This window comes from Roseovarius sp. ZX-A-9, assembly GCF_028369135.1.
In the GTDB taxonomy this organism is placed as follows: domain Bacteria; phylum Pseudomonadota; class Alphaproteobacteria; order Rhodobacterales; family Rhodobacteraceae; genus Roseovarius.
In genome coordinates this window covers 1-14,290 of the sequence record NZ_JAPWHW010000041.1, presented here as the reverse complement: position 1 = coordinate 14,290, position 14,290 = coordinate 1, and the positions used below count along the sequence as shown (strand labels likewise).

General features: G+C 57.3%; 15 protein-coding genes and 7 pseudogenes. 11 read left to right on the top strand and 11 right to left on the bottom strand.

What is annotated here, in order from left to right:
• Positions 1 to 340: 340 nt before the first annotated feature.
• The 4 genes and pseudogenes from O3306_RS21765 to O3306_RS22525 form a co-directional block, all read right to left on the bottom strand.
• The gene (locus O3306_RS21765; protein WP_272011423.1) at positions 341 to 1,078 is read right to left on the bottom strand and encodes a hypothetical protein; all 738 of its coding nucleotides are present in this window, start codon (positions 1,076 to 1,078) and stop codon (positions 341 to 343) included.
• A gap of 617 nt (positions 1,079 to 1,695) precedes the next feature.
• Positions 1,696 to 3,624 (bottom strand): hypothetical protein, encoded by a 1,929-nt coding sequence (locus O3306_RS21760; RefSeq protein ID WP_272011421.1) that lies wholly within the window; start codon positions 3,622 to 3,624, stop codon positions 1,696 to 1,698.
• 190 nt (positions 3,625 to 3,814) lie between these two features.
• A complete protein-coding gene (locus O3306_RS21755; RefSeq protein WP_272011419.1) occupies positions 3,815 to 4,273 on the bottom strand; it encodes a helix-turn-helix domain-containing protein in 459 nt (152 codons plus the stop codon).
• 218 nt (positions 4,274 to 4,491) lie between these two features.
• Positions 4,492 to 4,596, bottom strand: a pseudogene (locus O3306_RS22525) (IS6 family transposase); the annotation flags it as partial.
• A 61-nt stretch (positions 4,597 to 4,657) separates the two neighbouring features.
• On the opposite strand from O3306_RS22525, the pseudogene O3306_RS21750 reads away from it, so the two are divergent.
• A pseudogene (locus O3306_RS21750) lies at positions 4,658 to 5,349 on the top strand (IS6 family transposase).
• Between the two features lie 297 nt (positions 5,350 to 5,646).
• Positions 5,647 to 6,105 (top strand): hypothetical protein, encoded by a 459-nt coding sequence (locus O3306_RS21745; protein WP_272011417.1) that lies wholly within the window; start codon positions 5,647 to 5,649, stop codon positions 6,103 to 6,105.
• A gap of 35 nt (positions 6,106 to 6,140) precedes the next feature.
• Here O3306_RS21745 and O3306_RS21740 read toward each other — a convergent pair whose 3' ends face one another.
• The gene (locus O3306_RS21740; protein ID WP_272011415.1) at positions 6,141 to 6,398 is read right to left on the bottom strand and encodes an XRE family transcriptional regulator; all 258 of its coding nucleotides are present in this window, start codon (positions 6,396 to 6,398) and stop codon (positions 6,141 to 6,143) included.
• 68 nt (positions 6,399 to 6,466) lie between these two features.
• Between O3306_RS21740 and O3306_RS21735 the strand changes: the two genes are divergently transcribed.
• The 3 genes and pseudogenes from O3306_RS21735 to O3306_RS22520 all read left to right on the top strand — a co-directional run.
• A complete protein-coding gene (locus O3306_RS21735; RefSeq protein ID WP_272011413.1) occupies positions 6,467 to 6,865 on the top strand; it encodes a hypothetical protein in 399 nt (132 codons plus the stop codon).
• A gap of 19 nt (positions 6,866 to 6,884) precedes the next feature.
• Positions 6,885 to 7,619: a metallophosphoesterase family protein gene (locus O3306_RS21730; RefSeq protein WP_272011411.1), complete on the top strand. Its 735-nt coding sequence runs from the start codon at positions 6,885 to 6,887 to the stop codon at positions 7,617 to 7,619.
• Positions 7,620 to 7,726: 107 nt separating this feature from the next.
• Positions 7,727 to 7,846: pseudogene (locus tag O3306_RS22520) on the top strand (IS6 family transposase); the annotation flags it as partial.
• Here O3306_RS22520 and O3306_RS21725 read toward each other — a convergent pair.
• Positions 7,836 to 8,099: a hypothetical protein gene (locus O3306_RS21725; RefSeq protein ID WP_442970034.1), complete on the bottom strand. Its 264-nt coding sequence runs from the start codon at positions 8,097 to 8,099 to the stop codon at positions 7,836 to 7,838. The pseudogene O3306_RS22520 and the gene O3306_RS21725 sit on opposite strands and share 11 nt — an antisense overlap.
• Positions 8,100 to 8,144: 45 nt before the next feature.
• Positions 8,145 to 8,639 carry a hypothetical protein gene (locus O3306_RS21720; RefSeq protein WP_272011409.1) on the bottom strand — a complete coding sequence of 165 codons (495 nt, stop codon included), beginning with the start codon at positions 8,637 to 8,639 and terminating at the stop codon, positions 8,145 to 8,147.
• Between the two features lie 327 nt (positions 8,640 to 8,966).
• On the opposite strand from O3306_RS21720, the pseudogene O3306_RS21715 reads away from it, so the two are divergent.
• Positions 8,967 to 9,329: pseudogene (locus O3306_RS21715) on the top strand (transposase); the annotation flags it as partial.
• Here the strand turns inward: O3306_RS21715 and O3306_RS21710 are convergent.
• Together O3306_RS21710 and O3306_RS21705 are read right to left on the bottom strand one after the other, a co-directional pair.
• Positions 9,288 to 9,650 carry a type II toxin-antitoxin system RelE/ParE family toxin gene (locus tag O3306_RS21710; protein ID WP_272011407.1) on the bottom strand — a complete coding sequence of 121 codons (363 nt, stop codon included), beginning with the start codon at positions 9,648 to 9,650 and terminating at the stop codon, positions 9,288 to 9,290. The pseudogene O3306_RS21715 and the gene O3306_RS21710 sit on opposite strands and share 42 nt — an antisense overlap.
• A 64-nt stretch (positions 9,651 to 9,714) precedes the next feature.
• Positions 9,715 to 9,843 (bottom strand): ribbon-helix-helix domain-containing protein, encoded by a 129-nt coding sequence (locus tag O3306_RS21705; RefSeq protein ID WP_272002756.1) that lies wholly within the window; start codon positions 9,841 to 9,843, stop codon positions 9,715 to 9,717.
• Positions 9,844 to 9,964: 121 nt separating this feature from the next.
• Here O3306_RS21705 and O3306_RS21700 point away from each other — a divergent pair.
• The 4 genes and pseudogenes from O3306_RS21700 to O3306_RS22515 all read left to right on the top strand — a co-directional run.
• Positions 9,965 to 10,708: pseudogene (locus tag O3306_RS21700) on the top strand (recombinase family protein); the annotation flags it as partial.
• A gap of 155 nt (positions 10,709 to 10,863) precedes the next feature.
• Positions 10,864 to 12,096, top strand: coding sequence for an IS21 family transposase (gene istA / locus O3306_RS21695; RefSeq protein ID WP_272011405.1), 1,233 nt, complete (start codon positions 10,864 to 10,866; stop codon positions 12,094 to 12,096).
• Positions 12,093 to 12,935 (top strand): IS21-like element helper ATPase IstB, encoded by an 843-nt coding sequence (istB, locus tag O3306_RS21690; protein ID WP_272011403.1) that lies wholly within the window; start codon positions 12,093 to 12,095, stop codon positions 12,933 to 12,935. The genes istA and istB overlap by 4 nt, the downstream gene beginning before the upstream one ends.
• Positions 12,936 to 13,014: 79 nt before the next feature.
• Positions 13,015 to 13,150 (top strand): annotated as a pseudogene (locus tag O3306_RS22515) (recombinase family protein); the annotation flags it as partial.
• Positions 13,151 to 13,226: 76 nt separating this feature from the next.
• Here the strand turns inward: O3306_RS22515 and O3306_RS21680 are convergent.
• Complete coding sequence (locus O3306_RS21680; protein WP_272011402.1) at positions 13,227 to 13,622, bottom strand: PIN domain-containing protein; 396 nt, start codon at positions 13,620 to 13,622, stop codon at positions 13,227 to 13,229.
• Complete coding sequence (locus tag O3306_RS21675) at positions 13,612 to 13,839, bottom strand: AbrB/MazE/SpoVT family DNA-binding domain-containing protein (protein WP_272011400.1); 228 nt, start codon at positions 13,837 to 13,839, stop codon at positions 13,612 to 13,614. Before O3306_RS21675 ends, O3306_RS21680 begins: the two co-directional genes overlap by 11 nt.
• Positions 13,840 to 14,210: 371 nt before the next feature.
• On the opposite strand from O3306_RS21675, the pseudogene O3306_RS21670 reads away from it, so the two are divergent.
• Positions 14,211 to 14,290: pseudogene (locus O3306_RS21670) on the top strand (IS6 family transposase); the annotation flags it as partial.

Sequence of the window (14,290 nt, the reverse complement as noted above, 5' to 3'; positions counted from 1 at the left end):
GGCGGCCCGGTGCGAATGCCCTTCCTCCACAAACGCGACAACGCGCTCACGAAGTGCCATAGGATGTGGCTTGCCCACCTCAAACCCCCATATCCGCCTTGCAGACAGGGAATCACAGATCAAGCCTCTTGGGAATCCTGAATCGGAATAGGCGCAACACTCTAAAACCCGCATAGGCCAGACCAGATACACAAAGTTCATGACACTCCCTCGCGACGGAGGCCTGCGGAGGCGTACATCACATCGGGCGCTTTTTCCTTCAACACGGACACGAACCTAGGTTTATGTCGCCGCTTTTCCACCCTAGGAAACCGCAATATTGGCCGGTTAGATCGGATGCTTACCCGTCCACACCTTGTCGTGCAATCTCTTCCCGAATCCGGCGCCATGCCGCAGCTGCTGCGTCCCCATCTGCGAGTGCCCTGTATTCTTCACCGGCCTGACGGGTACCATGCCCAAGATGACTTTGGATAACCGAGGCCGCTGTCTGAGGATCGTGCAGTCGAAGATAATCAGCCGCAAGGGTCCTAAGGTCGTGAGCGGGAATCCCGATCGCATCACGGACCAGTTCACTAGCCCATTTTGCCGAACGGGCATCCACCGTTCCGGACAAGAAATTTAGACCGACATGCTTTTGATACTCAAGCTCGACAAGCCGTGACGGGCGGCCGCGCAGGACCAGCTCATCGAGGACGGCGCAGGTTTCAGGCCAGAGTAGGCCAGCCCCGGTATCGATATTCGTTTTGCCTTGACACCAATCGAGACGCCACTCGCCAGTCGGATGTCGGCATAGCTCTCGGCCGAAGCGCCACTCCGCAATATCCCCACACCGTGCCGGCTTGTTCACAAGCAGCATCAGCACCGTTACCGTGAGACGGAGCCTTTCTGTCCGAGCCGCATGGTCCGGAAGATCATCGATCTCATCTCGAAGTCGGCAAACTGTCTGAATGATATACTCGAAACCGCCCCGTTCCATCAGATGTCGGATTCTGGAGGTCTTCAGCTTGCCGCTGGCACGGCCAAGAGCTTTGAAATGGTCACGCGCCGATCGCAGACCATTCAATGTCGTTTCCTCCATTTCACCTGCTCGCATCAATGCCACTAGGCCGTCAAGATAGCCGCTCGCGGTTCGCGCCCTGACCCCTGTGCTAATGAACGCGTCACCGAGAGTGATGCCCACGAAATATCCGGGGCTATCTGCTGTGACTCCAGGGGGCAGATCAAGTCGCGGTAGCATGTCCGCGCACCCGGAAATTGACGCGAAATATCGCTGCTTCGAGCGATCACGAATTCGCGAAGATCTCAGCGCCGGCCACATCTGACGCCACGATACCGGCCAGTTTTCCGGACCGGCCAAAGACGCCGGGCGCGCGGGTATAGCTCTGGGTGCGGCCCCCGCCCCACTTCGCAAACGATAGTAAGATTTGCGCAATTCACGCCCTGCCGCGGTCGACACTCCCGGGGCATATCGAGCAAGAGTCCGCAACAAGGTGGCGAGGGTCGATTCCGATTTGGCGGCCTCGATGAACGGCTCCGGACCAGGCGCGTCTCCCGGCCCGCCATGTCTTTGCATCGCACAAAAGAACCGCCCCAGGACCGCTGCCGCGCCGGGCTCGAGGCTTGAGAGGTCATCCAGTATGAGTTGCCGAACCACGGGCGGAACCGGCGCAAGATATCGAATGATTCGTTCTTTCGTCATGCCACTCGCCTCTTCATCTTCGTGAAGATATCAGGGTGTTGAGATTTGAGCGCCGCCCGGACCTGCTTTGCTGCCTCGGCCCCGTTGTCGCGCCCGTAGTGCCTGCGCACGGTGTCTTCGGTGTCTCCCAAGACTGCGGCCGCCTTACTGAAGTTCCCGGGCTCCACGGCGAGGATCAGTGTCGCGACGGCGTGACGACACTGGTGTGGTGTCATGTCCAGCCCGATGATATCCGTGCCACCTCGCCAAAGTTCACTCAATGTGGACGGAGCAATGCAGCCGGGGGGCAAGTGCATGCCAGACTTGATGAGACGAGGATTTGCTGCGCCAGGAATGACGTATGTCGTGTCCGTCAGGTCTCGCATCTTCAGGTAACGTGGACGCAATTCGTAGATCCACGTCCACAGAATATGTGCTTCATCGCCATATAGGTGAACGCTGACTTCCCGGTCGTTCTTGATCTCGCCTGCCGGAAATCGCAGCTCCGCGTGAAATTTTTTCTTAACCCAGGTGATGTGACCCGGCTCGTCTTGGGTGCTACGGTACCTCAGGCCGATCAGATTCGAGCTGCGAACCGGCCTTGACACCTGCACAGCAAACAGGACAGCTGCTGCATAGAGGCGTAGACCTGACAGTTCTTTTTGAGGATTTCCCTCGGTTTGCCCGTTCGTGATCCACCCAATTGCGCGCGATGCGATAGTCTTGGGTGCATTCACGAAGTTACCGGCCAGAGACGGTTTGCGGATCAAAGCATCACATAGTTGTCTCGCGTCATCCGTCATGGATTTCCCGGCATTGCGGATATAATCCTGATGAAAGCGCTTCTGCAACTCGACGATCGCGACCAGATCAGGCCTCTTGAGGCCGTGCTTTGCCAGAGTCTCGAGTGCTGTCAGACGAGATTTCAGCGTTTGCGACTTTGCCGGATCTTTCAGGCGATCCGAAACAGTTGATCGGTTGATTTGGTCAGTGCAGGCACTCTCAAGGATTTCGCTCGTGAAGAGTGCCACAAGGCTTTCCAGCAAATCTCGGCGGTGCCCACGGCGCTCTGCTGCAAGCACGAGCCAAGTGATGGCCCCGCGCCAGCCCACCATCGCCGATTCGGGGTTCCTGGGAGCTCTTTGACGCCCGGCGGCGGCCTCGTCGAGGTCTCGCAACACAACGGCGGCATCCTCCCCTGCTTCGATGCGTTGCCTCGCCTCAGTCATGCGGTCTTCAGGGCGGGCAAGGGCACGTTGAATCACAGCTTCCGCATCGGATCTGAACGCTTCAGGCAAATCTGTCCACAGGATGCGTTCTCGCCCCAAGACCGGTCTTGGCAGACTGACGGGTTTACTCGGCAACAGCCCATCAATTTCAGGATCATCGGAGAATTCTGCAATCAGGCTGTTAAGTGTCTTAAGGGCACGCCCGAAGGCCTTTCTTTTTTCTGAATTGAGGTCAGCCGCGACGCGTTCAATCTCGACAGTTGTGAGCGCATTAGGAGGAACACGAAACCGGGCTCTTAGCATCATCAAACCGCGCGATTTGCCGGTTGTGAAGAGGGCCCCGCGATCCACAAAACCTTCCCGGTTCTGGACAAAATCTACCAACTTGCTCCATTCAGTCCGCCCATCTTTTGGCATGAGCACAATCGACTCATGAAACCGCTTGAGTAGCGCTCGTGCCCGCGCATTACCGCGCTGACGAGCGGATTTGAGATCGCGGGATTTCGAGACAACGCCGTATGCCGACGGTGCTATATGACTCTCAAAATGTCCCAGATCAGCGGGGATGAGCCCGATGTCGTCGTCGATCATACCGAGGCGTGCAGGGATCTTTCTGAGCTCACAAATCGCAGCATAAGGTTCGGCATTGTCAGTCGCCCAAGTCAAGACATCATGCAGTGTGTGCGGTCGGTCAAAATCTGATGTTAGAGGGGTCATGCGAAAGCCCTCCACGCCAGCAGGACCCCCTGCCCCGGCCTCTGTCCGGAAAACACACCACCTGTCATGCAAACGCTCGGTTTTGCACTGACGTCCCCCAACATGACGCCGATTTGTGTTTGGGGACGTCTGTGCAAATGTCGAAGACGCAAACATTTTGTCGAGTAAACCGCCGCAGTGACCAAACAACTCATGAGAGCTGCTCGTCGGTCAGGTAGGGGAACAAAGGTGCCAGCAGACGGAATTCGGCCTTCAGCCACTCCTGAGCGTCTTGCGGATTCATTCGGACGTTGGCGCCGACATTGCGGGTCGGAAGACCCGATAGGATCCACCGATCGACTGTCCGGACACTGACCTTCATGCCGGCCGAGATGTCGGCTTTTGTGATGAGCGACTGACGATACCGTGCTTCTTGTGCGGCACCTCGCGGCCGAGGCGCATTTTCACAAGCCCACACATCCGCCCAAGTCAGCCTGAAGTCACGCCCGATCCGGTTGGCATCAATACGCCCCACCCGAACCCAGGTTCGAATCGTCGCTGGTCGGAGTCGGAAATGTTCCGCGACTTCAGCAATGGTGAGAAGCGAATAATTTGGCGCTTTGTGGTTTGCAGTTTCAAAATCTCTATTTCTTTGATTAAGAGCAATCATCTAAATTTCCTTTCGAATTTACAAAGGAAATATCACTCCATATTTAAAATGAGTTTAAATAATTGATCAAATGCACCCAAAAAGGTGTCCGCAAATCATGTTGGCTTTCTTCGTGTGGATTGAAAAGGGCCTATGTCACTCCGATGATTTGCGGAGGATATTTCTGAGGGCATCGTCAACTTAACGGATATCGCCGAAAAGGAGCCCCACAGCCCTGATCAAGCGGCCTTCAACTCACATGTGATGTCGTCCCAAATGCTGTGAGCATCTGAGCGGGATTGTCGATAGGCAGGGGCGGATAGTTTGTGGCGGCGAGGGCAAAAGGCTTTGTCACATTAACTCGGGTTTGTTGGAAGCGTTGGAAATTTTGCGTAGTTGCTGCGCATGAGCATGATCGTCAGCTACAAGCGCCACCGTTTTCCACCAGAGATCATCGCGCACGCGGTTTGGCTGTACGTCCGTTTCAACCTCTCCCTGCGCGAAGTCGAGGAAATGCTCCTGAAGCGTGGCATTGACGTTTCCTACGAAACGATCCGGCGTTGGGTGGCGAAATTCGCCCCGCAGATCGCCCGAAACTTGCGCCGGCGGCAGGCGCGTCCGGGGGATGTCTGACATCTCGACGAAGTTGCGGTGACGATCTCGGGGCGGAAATTCTGGCTCTGGCGCGCGGTTGACCAAGAGGGGATCGTTCTGGAGGAAATCCTGCAATCTAAGCGCAACAAGCGCGCTGCAAAGTGTCTTTTGAAAGCGCTGATCAAGCGGTTTGGCCTGCCCAAACGGATCGTCACGGACAAGCTGCGCTCCTACGGTGCAGCTAGGCGCGAGATCGTGTCCGGCCTTGAACATCGTTCCCACAAAGGCCTGAACAAGCGGGCCGAGAACAGCCATTTGCCGTTTCGAAAACGAGAGCGCTGCATTCAAGGGTCCGCTCTCCGGGCGGGTTGCAACGGTTTGTGACATGCCAGTCTGCCGCCAGAAACCGCCTCTCGATACCTGCCCGCCGCCGTTCCGCAAACGCAACACGCTATCACAGAATGGAGGCCTTCGACGCCTGGAAGGAGGCCGCAAGCATCTGACGCTCTAAGACCGGCCATCTCTTCGCGGCCGGCGAGTTAAGTTGACAACACCCTCGGGCATTCAAATAAGTGGATGAAGTCGACGTATCAGAGCGACTTTCGGGCGACCGCGTCGATCCGGCAATGACGTGTGCTAATAATGGCGGCGTGACGGGAAACACACGGAAACAAAGATCAGTGCTTTCGTGTGTTTCCCCTCCCAATTTTTGCAACCTTAAATTTTTCTGCTGCGCCGCGTTTGTTCCATGCAAGCGCTCGCGCATGTGATGAGTTCACACTCAAAAAGGGACGACTCTCATGACCGTATTATTTCACAAAACCAAGACAAAATCATCGATTATTAGCGAATTTGGACGTCTCGTTGCGCATATCCGGGTCGCGCAGGCTGCCGAAAAAGAAGCTCATAATCTGGAAGAAAAAACCGGGGAAGACCACAGATCGCTGACAGATGTTGCGGACACAAGCTGGTCATATGCTTATATTTTGTCGGATGAGATCAAAGAAATCGAACCGAAAGTTGATCTCGACAAGGTTTATCTGGAGGTTGCGGCGCTACTACGTGGTTTGCTGGATGCACAGCTTTTCGAACGGGAGTTTTTTGCAGACCGGGCCGTAGAAAAACGCGCCGAACTCGGGTCAGAAAATCAGCTAAGTTGCAGCGATCTCGTTGACGCGCTGAATTTTCTGGTCGGGCAGGACTGGTTGCCAAATGATGATCCGGAGGCGCTCGATCTGAGTCACCCCGGTTTCACCTGAGATTTATAGCCTGGCCCGCGTTGCAATCGGGGAGATCATCGCGGAATCGTTTCCGTAAGCTCTCGCAGCATTGCGTTGATCAGGGTCTCTGGTTCATTCGAAACAGCACGCAGCCAGACTAAAAACTCAATAGCATCAAGTCGTCGTTCACAGAGCTCCACTTTTGCGACGAACGACGGCGGGCGGTCGAGATGTCGTGCTAAAGTCGCTTGCGACAACCCGGATTTCACTCGAATTTCGACCAGCTCCTGGATCAGGCGACGGTACTGTTTTGTATGTAGCGTGCCTGCCATCGTGAACTCTTGATCTGGACAAGCGTGCATAGAACGAATAGTCAGGCACTCCCAAAACAGGAGTGAACATGGCAAACAAAAAAATGCTCATCGCTGATCAGCGGTGGATCGAAGATGGTTGGACGGAAGCCTTTCGCGCACGTCTGTGCGGCTGGGTTCCAGACGATTGGAAGCGCCAAGGCATCGAGAAAGGCATCTTTGTAGATTGTGAATTGGGATCGGCATTCGAACTCACCGCGCGCGCCCACGAGCTGACGGACATCAGCAGTGAATACGCCCTCGATGATAGCCGGTTGGTGATGGGCATGACGATGGTGTTCAAAGAGTTCGAAATTGGCTGGTTCGCCCATCAAACCGGCCACGGTGTCGCCTTTCTGGCGGCTCATTTGAAGTTTGACACCCTCACCGTAGCGAAGTTCAAAGAAGCTTTTGAAGCGGCGCTGGAAAAAGAGCGTCTCAACACCTGAAGTACACAAGGGACCGATTATGAGTGGCCTTCTATGCGATGACGAGTGTTTCGCCCGACTGACCAGCCAGCTGGAGGGCGTGATTTTCTACGGCGACCCGCACGGTACCTGGCAACCGTTGTTTCATGCGATCGACGATACCACGCATACCGTTTTCATCCTGGGCGATCTTGCCGAAGCAAAGCAACGTCCAGAACATGTGGAGGCTGCGCGTGACGCGCTTTGCCAACTGCGCGCCCGTGGCATCGGCGTGCATTTCATTCTGGGCAATCATGATACCGAAACCGAGGCGATTCATGCGCTCATCTTCGAAGAGTTCCAGGAGAACCTGATCGAGGAGGAGGTTCTGAGCATCGGGCAACCGCAATGCCGCATTGCAGGGTTGGGCGGTGTAATCAGGGGGAAAGTCTGGTCAGGAGATGACACGCCGACCTTTTTCTCGCCCTCCGACCTCTTGGCTAGGACACCAAGGCAAGAGCGCTGTCGCGGTGGGCTGCCGCGCAAACAGCAGAGTTCAATTTTTCCCTCCACGGTGCAAACTCTGGCGCAGAAAAGAGCGGATATTCTGCTCACTCACGAAGCGCCCAGTTCCCACGAGCATGGGTTTGGTTTCATCGATGATCTCGCGGCGCAGATGGGGGCCTGCCTCATCATTCACGGTCATCATCACTTTTCCTACCAGGATCGGCTTGCCAACGGCATCCTCGTTAGAGGGCTCGGCTTGGCCGAAGTTTGGAAGTTGGGTCCCGCCTAGGTTTAATCTGGGCGCCGGTTCTGATTTTGACGATGAGGGTCGCTCTTATTTGGCCAAAAACGTTTCCACATGCATTGTCCGGTGAAACGGGGGCAAGATCAGGGATTCTTGGGTCAGCCAAAGCGACCTTGAGCGGGATCCAGACGATCCGAACCATCAAGCGTGGCCACATCCACGACAAGCCTCCGGGCGTCTTGGACGAAACCCAATTCTCTGTCAGCTGTTAGAAGGCACTTGGGCCAGTGTAACTGGCTTGACGCATTCGTCGCCTTCGAGGGTTTGGTCGATCGCTGGAATGAACGGATCCAGCTTCGATCGCGCTGGCGCTTCACTACGCCGATACCCCGGTGGCACCGAGTGCTGCAAAATCTTCGAGACCGTCTTGCGATCAGTCTCGAAAAGCCGCGCCGCTTCGCGCCTGCTCATACCATCAACATGGCACGCATGGCGCACCCGATTATAAAGTTCCACAGAATACATCTCCCCGCCTTCAGCTCGTTACCTCAGGCGTAAAGTGGCGGAACTTTACTCCGCTACGACCAGATCATCCGGCCGTTTCTGTGGTCCAATTTGTCTCCGGGATTCACAGAGGCGTTCGAGCCAACAATCGGGCTTGGCGCAATCTACGCCGAGGTTCTTCGCGAGGTGGTACTTGGTAATTTTCCCGATCCAGGGCAGCTCGCCGAGAAAGTGAAGGCGAGCCGGGTCCGGCTCGAGCGCCATGTATCGCGCGAAGATATCATTCCGTTCTCGCCAGATCCGGTGGATGGCGCCGGCCTTGCCGGCATGCCCGAAACCATCACGGGCCGACCGGCCCGCGCGAACCAGTGGCATCACGCGATCGAAGATCTGCCGCGCGATCTGCCACTTCATCCCGGAATTGGAGATGATGAAGATCGCTTCGGTGGCGAAGGCCGAGGAATAGCCGGGCGGGCGTATGGTCTCGGACCACTCGATATCGTGACCGAAGTCGGCGGCAACGACTCCTTCCTTGATGTCGGTGTATCTTCCGGGAAGCATGGTCGAGATCCTCCTCTGCATGGCTCAGGTCCGTGCATCCAAGTCGTTGTAATCATTGAATTTGGTAATTCATCCGGCAAAAACCATGCACGCATTACCAAATCCTTGAATTTCAACAGGTTATCACGACTCCTTCATTCCTCACGGGCGCCTGTCGTGGGCCTCTGAATGAGCACGAATTCCACCTGAAGCCCAGGCCTGGGTACTTGGTCCGGTCTGAACAACTGTCAGGTATTTGTTTTTGTTGATAAACAGGTCGAATTGGTTGGGCTATAAGTGCAGGGCTTGCTATTGCCTTGGTAGGAACCCTGCAATTTCAAACGTGATATGAAGCCGAGAAATCCACCTCCGGAACAAGATGATCTCCTGCGCTACCGCTTATTCGAGATGATCGATATGCGCCATGAACTGGTGAAGCTTGCCGCCCTGATCGACTGGGAGGTGTTCGAGCGGGAATGAGCCGGGTTCTTTCCGTCCCACACCGGTCGCCCCGCCACCTCGCCACGTCTGGTTGCGGGGTTGTGCTATCTACAGCATGCTTTCCGTCTATCAGACGAAGCGGTCGTGGCCCGCTGGGCCGAAAACCCATACTGGCAGCATTTCTGCGGTGAGACGTTATTTCAGCATCGTCTGCCGATTGACCCGTCCTCAATGACACGCTGGCGCAACCGGATCGGCGAGGAAGGGGTCTGATGCCGGAGAGTGCAATATGCGAATGATCTCAACCCGTTGCCCCGCGACTTGGTAGACCACCAGATGCTTGCCACTGGAATGGATGCGCACAGGCGGCGAGAACTCAGTCCGCTCACGCGCCATCTCCGGAAATTCGGCCAGCAAGTCGAAAAGTGCAAACAGACCATCCGTATAACGATCCGCCTGATCTATGCCCCAAGTATCTGAACCGTATATCCAGATGTCGGACAGATCAGTCTCAGCGGCAGGCCGAACTGTCCACCCTCTATTTGTGGGCATATTTAGAACGCATTGCGGATTTGAAGGCTTGCTGATCAAGCCGCTTCGCTGGTCCGCTGGCAAGGCCGCGGTCAATTTCCGCTTGCAGTTCCGAGATGGCTTCTTACCGAGCACGGTCGCGTCTTATCAGGTCGCGCACATAGTCGCTGGAATTGGCATACCGACCAGCCTTGGTCTGATCTTCAACCCAGCTCTTCATCGGGTCGGGCAGCGATATGTTCATGGTTCCCATCCGCAGTCTCCTTTGCAAAAGAGGCTATGGCAAAGTTTGCCATAGGACGAGAACTACTCACGCAATCAGCGCTTAAGGGTCGTTTATTGACGCTACCCTAAATTGCAATCGGCCCGTTTTCATGCACCTGATAGGCTACGCCTGCGTGTCGACAGAGGATCAGACCCCCCTGCCCCAGTCTGAGGCCTTGCAAACTGCGGGATGCGTCGAAATCCATGAAGAACACGCCTCAGGCGGCAATTGTACGCGGCCGGTGCTTGCCCGCATGCTGGAGCGCATTAGCAAGGGCGACACGCTGGTTGTCGTTCGGATCGACCGGCTTGCGCGGTCTCTGTCACATCTGCTGGAGGTGATCGAACGGCTTGAGGCCAAGGGGGCGTTCTTTCGTTCCATTCAGGACCCGATCGACACCGGATCCCCGCAAGGCAAGTTTACGCTGCAGGTTCTGAGCGCCGCGGTCGAGTTCGAGCGGGCGCTGATCCGCGAACGTACCAAGGCGGGGCTGGCGAGCGCCCGTGCCAAGGGCCGGGTCGGCGGGAACCCGGGCCTACGCGACCGCGATCCAGCGGCGTTACGCAAGGTGCGACTCGCGCGGCAAGACGGCTACATAGAGGGGCTGAACGAGACGGCTCAGGACTGGGTGCCACATGTGCGACGACTTCGACCCGATATGGCCTAGGAAGATGTGCTTCGGATCATCAATGGCCCCTTGCCCTACGACCGCCACTGGACGCAAAGCCGCCTTCTGCGCGCAGTGAAAGCCTATGTGCGCGACGGGTTTCTGCCCAATGAAGTGCTTAGTCGCGCTGGAAGACGCCAAACCGACGACCGCCTGCCCGCGATTGTCGCTGGCATCAAGGGTGCGGTGTAATCGCCGGACGTAATCTCCCCAAAACCGCCGTTTGAAAAATCCCCAGTCGTGAGCGGCAGGGCCAATTCCGAACCTCAAATTTTCGGAATTGGCGCTGCCGCGGGACACAGGCCTGATGCTCCAAATCGAGACTGACAGGGGGCAGGCAGGTGAAGGGACTGAGGGAGATCGTTTTGATCCATGATCTGAAGAAACAGGGTCTCAGCATTTCCGCGATTGCGCGGAAAGTTGGCTGTGACCGCAAGACCGTGCGCAAGCATTTGGAATGCGGCCTCGAAGCGCCGGTCTATGGCCCGCGGGCACCACGGGACCGCATCATCGAACCTTTTGAGCGTTACCTGCAGGAGCGTGTTCAAGCCTTCCCGGATCTGAGCGGCGCACGGTTGCTACGCGAGATCCGGGAGTTGGGTTATGACGGCGGCTACATCGCAGTGACGGATTTCCTGCGCGAGGTGCGCCCGCCCAAGCTGACCCAGTTTGAGCGCCGGTTCGAAACCCCGCCGGGCAAGCAGGCCCAGGTCGATTTTGCCGAATTCACAGTTGAGTTCACCGATGAGCCCGGCGTTGTCCGCAAGGTCTGGCTGTTCTCAATGGTGCTCGGGCACAGCCGCTGGCTCTGGGGCCGGTTCGTTGCCAGTCAGAACCTGCAATCGGTCCTGCGCTGCCATATCGCGGCCTTCTCGGACATGGGCGGCGTGCCCGAGGAAATCCTCTATGACCGTATGAAAACGGCCGTGATCGGCGAGGACGAGGCCGGGGTGGTGACCTATAACGCCTCCCTGGTGGCGCTTCTGAATCATTATGGCGCGGTGCCACGCGCCTGTCAGCCGTATCGGGCCAAGACCAAGGGCAAGGTCGAGCGCCCGTTCCGCTATATCCGGCAAGACTTCTTCCTGGCCCGCACGTTCCGGTACATGGATGATCTCAATGCCCAATTTGACGCCTGGCGGACCGAGGTCGCCAACCCTCGGGTTCACGCCACCACCCGGCGCGTGGTGGACGAGGCCTTTGCCGAGGAACAGCCCAACCTCAAGCCTCTTCCGGCAACACCCTACAGCGCTGTGCTGATGGTCGAGCGGCGGGTAAGCAAGGACGGAATGATCTCGGTCGGCGGCAACTTCTATTCCGTTCCCGATACGACCCGGCGTCGCACGCTCGAGGTCCAGCATCACGCTACCGAATTGCGGATCTACGAGGACGGCCAGTTGATCGCCCGTCATCCGGTTCTGGAAGGCAAGGCCCGGCGCCGTGTCGACCCGGCCCATCGCAAGGCGCCGCCGCCCAGATCATCCCTGTCGCGATCCTCGCAGGGGCTGCGGCGACCGCTCGACTTCTACGGTGCGGTTGGCCAGCGATTGGCGGCCGAGGGAGCGCGGTCATGAGCGATTTTCTGGACCGGATCCGCGGCGCCCTAGTTGGCCTCAAGATGCCGCGCGCGCTTGAAGCCCTCGATCACACGCTGCAACAGCTGGAAAAAGGCGAAATTACCGCCATCGAGGCAATCGACACGCTGCTGAGCGAGGAATACGCCACGCGGGAAACCCGTCGGATCGACGTGGCGCTGCGCACCGCCAAGCTCTTGCCCGCCAAGACCCTTGAGGGCTTCGACTTCAGCTTCCAGCCATCGCTCGACCGGGAGCGGATCGCCGCCCTGGCCCAGCTCGACTTCATCCGCCGGGCCGAAGTCGTCCACTTTCTCGGCCCGCCGGGCACGGGAAAATCGCATTTGGCTACCGCTCTCGGCGTCGCCGCCGTCAAGGCCGGCAAGAGCGTTTACCGCGCGACCTTGGCCGATCTGATCACAGCATTGAGCCAGGCCGAGCGGGAGGGCCGGCTGGCCGAGAAGATCCGCTTCTATGCCCGGGCGTCTCTGTTGATCGTCGATGAGATCGGCTACCTCCCCATCACCACCGGGGGCGCCAACCTGTTCTTCCAACTCGTCAACGCTCGCTACGAAAAGGGCGCCATGATCCTAACTTCAAACCGCGGCTTCGCCGAATGGGGCGAGGTCTTCGGCGATCCGGTCGTCGCGACCGCACTCCTCGACCGGCTCCTGCACCACGCCGTGGTCATCCAGATCGAGGGTGCCAGCTACCGCTTGCGCGGCCATGCCGACCTCATACCCGAGCATGTCCGCGCCAACGCCCCCATCGCCCCGCCACCGCCGCCAAAGCGACGCGGGCGGCCACCAAAAACAAAAAACGGAGTTGCAGATCTCTGACGCCGGCTGATCACCGGGACCAAGAAAGTGGGGAATTTTACTTCGGCACTTTTGGGGAAAGTTCAAACGGCGTTGACATGCGGACCCTGAGATCACGCTAGGCGATCTGTGACCGGCTGGAATCAATGCGCGAACGCACCCCGCGCGTTCGCGCCAGCTGGCAGCCGTCGTCCGTGAGGATGCTGCTGGAACGCGCGGAGAAGTTGGGCTTGCTGAAGTGCACGCAATTAACAAAACCTTGCAAATCTTCCAACTCATGGAACGATTGCAAGGTTGCAGCCCATTTTCTGGTCAGGTGAATGGATTGACGACGCGTAACTGATCTTCGACCAGCAATCCGTCGTGCATATCTTCGCTCCACAAAGTCGTGCATCCAGCAATAAGAGCGGCCGACACAATCATCGCGTCATAGACCGAAAGCTGGTATTTTTCTGCCAAAGCTCGGCCCACAAGATGGGTTTGCACAGACAGGACCTCGACTGGACACAAGGATTGGACCCCTGCGAGAAAAGTGCCGGTCTCCTCCCAACTGAGACCGGCTTTCCTCCGGCAATTGACCATCGCTTCGTTCAGGACCTGCACACTGATCCGCGGCCCCTGCCCCAGGATGTCTTCCGCCCGATCCGCCTTTGGGCCGTCGTCAAGAAGGTAAAGGACGACATTTGTATCCGCGAATTCAGCGCTCATGCGTAGCGTCGCGGCTCAGGCGTGCGTCCTTGGATAGCTTTCCGCGAAACAGCCTTAGCCCTTGCAGGACTTCATCGGCGCGAGGTTGCCGCTGGACAAGCAAAGTACCGTCGTCCTTTATCAGATCGATTTGGTCTCCCTCTTTAAGGCCAAGTTCGCGTACAAGATCGGCAGGCAGCCGGACCGCGAGCGAATTCCCCCATTTTGCAACTTGCATGGTGTCGTTCCTTCAAGTGGATATACGGTCCTATATGTATATCATCCTGCCGCAATTGCCAAGATCAGCATTCGACGAGGCCTTGTTGCAGGGATCGTCCCGCGACTGGTATCGCAGCTGTCTGTTCTTTTCAGGACCGCGTTGCATGAATAACACTCGGGCCGCATTTTCCCCTTTCCCCGGTTCGTTATGCGACACGCTCATAGGCTGCACGACCAAGACGGGTCATGCGGTTGAGGACTTTGACAGCGATTCTGGTTTCGGTTGTCTGGGTCTCCATTTTGCGGCCGCGCAGTCGAGGTCCGATGACCTGTTTGTGACGCCGGCATTGCCAACTTGTTTGGGCGTGGGCTTTCGCATAGTCAGCCGGGATGAAGATACCTTGCACGATGCCTCGCCTGAAAGGCTACCGCTTCCCTCGTGAAATCGTCGCCTATGCGGTCTGGGCGTA

Bases quoted from the DNA above. Each gene is read 5' to 3' on its own strand.
- O3306_RS21740 (WP_272011415.1), bottom strand. From the start codon at position 6,398: ATGGCAGGCACGCTACATACAAAACAGTACCGTCGCCTGATCCAGGAG.
- O3306_RS21735 (WP_272011413.1), top strand. From the start codon at position 6,467: ATGGCAAACAAAAAAATGCTCATCGCTGATCAGCGGTGGATCGAAGAT.
- O3306_RS21745 (WP_272011417.1), top strand. From the start codon at position 5,647: ATGACCGTATTATTTCACAAAACCAAGACAAAATCATCGATTATTAGC.
- O3306_RS21755 (WP_272011419.1), bottom strand. From the start codon at position 4,273: ATGATTGCTCTTAATCAAAGAAATAGAGATTTTGAAACTGCAAACCAC.
- O3306_RS21725 (WP_442970034.1), bottom strand. From the start codon at position 8,099: ATGTATTCTGTGGAACTTTATAATCGGGTGCGCCATGCGTGCCATGTT.
- O3306_RS21705 (WP_272002756.1), bottom strand. From the start codon at position 9,843: ATGGGAACCATGAACATATCGCTGCCCGACCCGATGAAGAGCTGGGTT.
- O3306_RS21765 (WP_272011423.1), bottom strand. From the start codon at position 1,078: ATGGAGGAAACGACATTGAATGGTCTGCGATCGGCGCGTGACCATTTC.
- O3306_RS21680 (WP_272011402.1), bottom strand. From the start codon at position 13,622: ATGAGCGCTGAATTCGCGGATACAAATGTCGTCCTTTACCTTCTTGAC.
- istB (WP_272011403.1), top strand. From the start codon at position 12,093: ATGAGCGATTTTCTGGACCGGATCCGCGGCGCCCTAGTTGGCCTCAAG.
- O3306_RS21760 (WP_272011421.1), bottom strand. From the start codon at position 3,624: ATGACCCCTCTAACATCAGATTTTGACCGACCGCACACACTGCATGAT.
- O3306_RS21720 (WP_272011409.1), bottom strand. From the start codon at position 8,639: ATGCTTCCCGGAAGATACACCGACATCAAGGAAGGAGTCGTTGCCGCC.
- O3306_RS21730 (WP_272011411.1), top strand. From the start codon at position 6,885: ATGAGTGGCCTTCTATGCGATGACGAGTGTTTCGCCCGACTGACCAGC.
- O3306_RS21675 (WP_272011400.1), bottom strand. From the start codon at position 13,839: ATGCAAGTTGCAAAATGGGGGAATTCGCTCGCGGTCCGGCTGCCTGCC.